5 protein-coding genes are annotated in these 3513 nt (G+C 73.3%); 2 read left to right on the top strand and 3 right to left on the bottom strand.

Going from position 1 to position 3513, the window contains the following annotated elements; genetic code table 11:
• On the bottom strand, nt 1–215 hold a 215-nt coding region (locus ACWEN3_RS43675; protein ID WP_452983478.1), incomplete at its 3' end, for a carotenoid oxygenase family protein.
• Nucleotides 212–787 carry a hypothetical protein gene (locus ACWEN3_RS43670; RefSeq protein WP_452983475.1) on the bottom strand — a complete coding sequence of 192 codons (576 nt, stop codon included), beginning with the start codon at nt 785–787 and terminating at the stop codon, nt 212–214. The genes ACWEN3_RS43670 and ACWEN3_RS43675, both read right to left, overlap by 4 nt.
• Nucleotides 788–898: 111 nt before the next feature.
• Between ACWEN3_RS43670 and ACWEN3_RS43665 the strand changes: the two genes are divergently transcribed.
• Nucleotides 899–1411, top strand: coding sequence for a PadR family transcriptional regulator (locus tag ACWEN3_RS43665; RefSeq protein ID WP_452983472.1), 513 nt, complete (start codon nt 899–901; stop codon nt 1409–1411).
• Here ACWEN3_RS43665 and ACWEN3_RS43660 read toward each other — a convergent pair.
• On the bottom strand, nt 1404–2885 hold the full coding sequence (locus ACWEN3_RS43660; RefSeq protein ID WP_452983469.1) for a CehA/McbA family metallohydrolase: 1482 nt from the start codon (nt 2883–2885) through the stop codon (nt 1404–1406). The genes ACWEN3_RS43665 and ACWEN3_RS43660 overlap by 8 nt on opposite strands.
• Before the next feature lie 62 nt (nt 2886–2947).
• Here ACWEN3_RS43660 and ACWEN3_RS43655 point away from each other — a divergent pair.
• On the top strand, nt 2948–3513 hold a 566-nt coding region (locus ACWEN3_RS43655), incomplete at its 3' end, for a TIGR03619 family F420-dependent LLM class oxidoreductase (RefSeq protein WP_452983466.1).

The raw sequence follows: 3513 nt of genomic DNA, 5'->3' as shown, positions 1-3513 counted from the left end.
GCCGCGGGCGCGGGCGGCGGGGTCGGGACGGCGGCCTGGGCGGGAGTCGAGGTAGCGGCGCGCGCCGCCCGCGGGCCGGCCGGGTTCGGGCCGTTGCGCAGGTACCAGCCGGACAGCCCGGGCGGGATCGTGCCGGTCACGGGCAGGTCGTGGGCGGTGAGTTCCTCGGCGACCGGGGCGTGGTTCCCGCAGAGGTGCCGGGGCGCGGTGGTCATCGGGCCACCTGTCCGGCGGCCTGGGCCTGGGCCTTGGCCTGGACGTGGGCGACGTAGCGGACGGTGAAGACCATCGGCACCGCGAAGCCGGCGATCTGGACGACGGTCGCGGCCGTGGAGTGGGCGTGGCCGGCGTGGTCCAGCAGGGCGAGGACGACGGCGGTCACGGCGAAGGCGGCGGTCCAGACGGCGGTGATGATCACGTTGGTGCGGATGAACGGCTTCAGCCCCCAGTACTCGCGCGGTGTCGTGCGCTTGGCGATGCCCAGGGTGAACGGCCGGCCGATGGCCAGCGAGACGCCGGCGATGACGGCGAGGGTGCCGGAGGAGAGAGCCGCGGAGTAGTCGTGCACGCCCGAGTGCGGGTCGGCGAAGGCGATGGCGGCGAGGACCGCGAAGAAGACCGCCGAGCCGGACTCGATGATGAGCGCGTCGAAACCGGCCCCGCCCCGCTTCTGCTCGGCGATGATCCCCACGGACAGCACGAGGGCGGCCAGGGCGCCCCACTGCCAGTCCCCCGAGGGGATGACGGCGAAGACGATCCACGGCAAGAACGAGCGCAGGTACGACATGGGATCCCCCGGTGGTCTGGGTCTGGGTCCGGCGCCGAGTTCCTCTCTCGACATGTCAAAAGTAGAAGGTCGACTCATGACATGTCAACAGTGGAATGTAGAGTGGGGGTCATGAGCCTCAGACACGCACTGCTGGGCCTGCTCTCCGAGCGTCCCGCCAGCGGTTACGACCTGCTGAAGACGTTCGACACCTCGCTGGCCAACGTCTGGCCCGCCACCCAGAGCCAGATCTACACCGAGCTGACCAAGCTGGCGGGCTCCGGGCTGATCACGGTGAGCGCGCAGGGGCCGCGCGGCCGCAAGGAGTACGCCCTCACCGACGAGGGCATGGGGGAGCTGCGCCACTGGCTGACCGGGACCAGACCCCAGCGCAACACCCGCAGCGACATCCTGCTGCGCGTCTTCTTCCTCGGCGTGCTGCGGCCCGAGCAGGCGCGCGAGTACCTGACGGAGCTGACCGAGATGTCCCGGGAGGGCTACGAGCAGCTGCGGCAGCTCGCCGACTCCGTCGACTGGGACGACGACAACCTCTCCGTCTACGGCCGGATCGCCCTGGAGTACGGCCTGCGCTTCAACGCGATGCGGCGGGAGTGGGCCGAGTGGGCGGCGGACCAGATCAAGTAGCCCCGAGGAAGACCGGATTGGTGAACGCGGCCATCGCCCCGGGCACCGGTCCGAGCGCCGTCTCGTGCCGCAACTCGGCCCGTACGTACGCAGCGTAGGCTGCCGTCGTGCGCCACTCGGCGGCGCCCGTGCCCGACACCGGCAGCGGGTCGCCGGTGAACAGCACGCCCTGGTCGGTGACGAAGCGGACCGAGCAGCGCGGACCCCCCTCGACCTCCAGCCGGACGGTCACCGGGGTGTCCGCGTCCACCGCCAGCCGCTCGCCGATGCCGGCCTGTCCGCCCCCCTCGGTGGTCGCCGTGAAGGCCAGGGAGACGTGCCGGGACTCGGCGACGTAGGAGCGGCCGGCCCGCAGGCCCTCCTGGATCGCCTCGCGGGTCAGGTCGTCGGCCAGGACGACGGTCTGGGGCAGGCCGACCGCGTCCGGGTCCCGGTGGGCGTCGCTGTCGCCCATGGCCGGCAGCCATTCCCGCTGCTCCCCGCGCACCGAGGCGACGAGCCGCGCGTCCCAGGCCGCCAGCGCCACCTCGTCGTCCGGCGTCCAGGGCCCGTTCCACACCTCGACCGCGTCCGCCCCCGCGAACCCGAACTTCCAGGCGCAGCCCACGCAGGTGGCATGCGGATGGGCCGGTACGACCAGGCCGCCGGCCTCGCGGATCCGCCGGGCGAACCGGGCCCAGTGGTGGTCCCGGGCCCGGTAGCGCCAGTCCACGAAGGTGCCCGGCTCGGTGCCGAGGGCCAGCACATGGCCGTTTCTGGTGGTGACCTCCTCGCCGAGCAGCACCAGCAGGTCCTCGCCCGCCGCGTCGGCCCAGTGCGCGTGCGCCGAACTGGTGTTGTGCTCCGAGCTGTTGATGAAGTCCAGCCCGGCCGCGCGGGCCAGCGCCGCGATCTCGGCCGGGGTGCGGCGGCCGTCGGAGTGCCAGGAGTGCAGATGGCAGTCGCCCCGGTACCAGGCCCGGCCCCGCCCCCGGGCGCGCGGCGGCGGATACACCGGCGAGGGGGTCCCGCCGGGCTCTCCCGGCGTCAGCGTGACCGTCAGTTCGTACGACAGCCCCTGCGGCGCCACGGTGTACGGGCCGAGCGCGATGTGCCAGGTGCCGGGGTTCAGCGGCCCGGGGAGGTACCCGGGCGTCGCCTCGTCCGCCCGCACGGAGAACTCCGTCCGGGCACCCCCCGACCAGCCCCGGAATCCCCGCCCGCCGAGGTCGGTGCCGCGTTCGTCGAAGAGCCCGATGTCGAGGGCGTTGCCGGGGGTGCCGGGTGGGACGGCCGGCCTGTCGTAGGTGTAGGAGACTTTCAACTCGGCGGTTCCCGACGGTACTTCGACGGGTACGTAGACGTAGTCCGGTGAGCCCGGGGGCAGCGTGCCGCGGATGGTCGTCACGCCTCCACCGTAGGCGCCCGGAAGCGGGGCGGGGAACGAGGCGCCCGGCCAGAACGCGCCCGCACGCGCCGGAGCCGCCCACCGCATCCGGCGCCGAATCCCGACCAGTCGGTATGGACAGATGGACCCGCCCCCGGTACAGATGACCCATGCGCATCGCCGTCACGATCTTCCTCACCGACGAGACCGTCACCCCCGTCCGTCTGGCGCGCGAGCTCGAACAGCGCGGCTACGCCGGGCTCTACCTGCCCGAACACACCCACATCCCGGTCGAGCGGACCACGCCCTACCCCGCCGGCGGCGACCTGCCGCCGGAGTACGGCCGCACCCTCGACCCCTTCGTCGCCCTCGGCCAGGCCGCCGCCGTCACCGAACGGCTGGGGCTCGGCACCGGGATCACCCTGGTCGCCCAGCGCGACCCGATCGCCCTGGCCAAGCAGATCGCCACCCTCGACCACCTCTCCGGCGGCCGTTTCACCCTCGGCCTCGGCTACGGCTGGAACGTCGAGGAGGCTGCCGACCACGGCGTCCGGTGGCGCACCCGGCGGGAGCTGGTCCGCGACCGGTTGCGCCTGATGCAGGCGCTGTGGGCCGAGGAACCGGCGTCCTACGAGGGCGAGTTCGGCGGTGTGCGGGCCAGCTTCGCCCACCCCAAGCCGGTGCGGAAGCCGCGCGGGCCGGTGACCGGCCCGCGCACGCTCGTCGGCGGGGCCGC

The organism is Streptomyces sp. NPDC004561 (assembly GCF_053602155.1).
This window is presented reverse-complemented; position numbering and strand designations above follow the sequence as displayed.

Coding starts and splice junctions, on each gene's coding strand:
- ACWEN3_RS43670 (WP_452983475.1), bottom strand. CDS start 787: ATGTCGTACCTGCGCTCGTTCTTGCCGTGGATCGTCTTCGCCGTCATC.
- ACWEN3_RS43665 (WP_452983472.1), top strand. CDS start 899: ATGAGCCTCAGACACGCACTGCTGGGCCTGCTCTCCGAGCGTCCCGCC.
- ACWEN3_RS43660 (WP_452983469.1), bottom strand. CDS start 2,885: ATGCGGTGGGCGGCTCCGGCGCGTGCGGGCGCGTTCTGGCCGGGCGCC.